The 1,500-nt window shown below is 48.4% G+C and carries 2 protein-coding genes; both read left to right on the forward strand.

Translation table 11 applies throughout. The features are described 5' to 3' along the window. A partial coding sequence (locus tag QM529_06915; GenBank protein ID MDI9314385.1) for a hypothetical protein occupies positions 1 to 208 on the forward strand: 208 nt, incomplete at its 5' end. Positions 209 to 328: 120 nt separating this feature from the next. Beyond that, on the forward strand, positions 329 to 1,500 hold a 1,172-nt coding region (locus QM529_06920), incomplete at its 3' end, for a sigma-54 dependent transcriptional regulator (protein MDI9314386.1).

Genomic DNA, 1,500 nt, shown 5'->3' on the forward strand with positions numbered 1-1,500 from the left:
TTCGCCGCTTGATGGGCGGGGAAAACAGCGGGTTGTTCGCTGTTCGATTCTCACGCGGCAAAGTTATCCACAAGAAAACGTCAATAATTGTATTTTTTTTATAGACAAAAAAACCGAACAGGACGAATTTCAAGACGAATCAATAATGGTGAATCTATGTTTGCTATGTAGTGATTCCATTTGGGTGGCTAAAGCTTATGATAAATAATTGAATCTTATGGATTCAATGTTTTTGGTAAAAACTAGTCGATTCGATTTAAAACTAAAGTAAAACAAAGTAAATAAAAATTGAAATAAAAAAATGGCGCGGGTTCTTATTGTTGGTAACATGGCTGATAAAATTGGGTCGACGGCAAAATTGGCGCGAGACGCCGGTTTTCAGGTGTCGCAGGTCAACAGCATCTCCTCGGCGATGGAAACATTGCGCGGCGAACGGGCGATTGATTTGGCGATGGTCGATATCAAATTGGGCATCGACCAATTTTTAAAACAGATGGAGGGCAACGAACATCAACCGGCGATTATTGCCTGTGGCGAAGAAATAAAAACGCCGGCGCAAATTACCGCCCTGAACCAAAAATATCTTTCCTTGCCGGCGCGGCTTGACCATTTCAAAAAACTCATCGCCGAATCGGTTGGCGCATCATCGCGCGGGATTATCGCGGGTGGCATACCCTCAAGCAACGGAGTGATAGGGCAAAATAAATTGCCCTCAAGCAACGCAGTGATAGGGCAAATAAAATCGCATGCGGTCATCGACGCAACCGCCGGTGCGCCATTCGTTTGTGCCGACGCCAAAACCCGCGCCCTGTTGGCCGAATTGCCGGTAATGGCACGAAGCCAGGCGTCGGTGCTTATCACCGGTGAATCGGGCACGGGGAAAGAAGTATTGGCAAAAACGATTCATTATTTCAGCGGCCTGGCGGCGAAAAAATTTCACGCCTTCAACTGCGCGGCCATTCCCGAACATCTGTTGGAATCGGAATTGTTCGGTTATGAAAAAGGTGCATTCACCGGCGCCCTGACGCGCAAAATTGGCAAGTTCGAAGAAGCCGACGGCGGCACATTGTTGCTGGACGAAATCAGCGAGATGGATCTGCGCCTGCAGGCGAAATTGTTACGCGTCCTGCAAGAACAGGAAATCGACCGCTTGGGCGGCCACGCGCCGATAAAAATAAACGTGCGCATTGTCGCCACCACCAACCGCGACATTGTCAAACACATCGACGCCGGAAAATTCCGCGAAGATTTATTTTACCGCCTGAATGTTTTTCAAATCAACCTGCCGGCGTTGCGCGCGCGGAAAGACGACATTGGAATTTTGGCCGACCATTTTATTCAAAAATATTGCACGCAATATAAAAAACCAATTTTATCATTGGCGCGGGACGCACTGGCCAAAATGCAAAAACACCATTTCCACGGCAATGTGCGCGAATTGGAAAACGCCATGCACCGCGCCGTCATCATGTCCACCGCCGCCACCATCACCGCCGACGA

Source organism: Hydrotalea sp., from assembly GCA_030054115.1.
GTDB lineage: Bacteria > Pseudomonadota > Alphaproteobacteria > JASGCL01 > JASGCL01 > JASGCL01.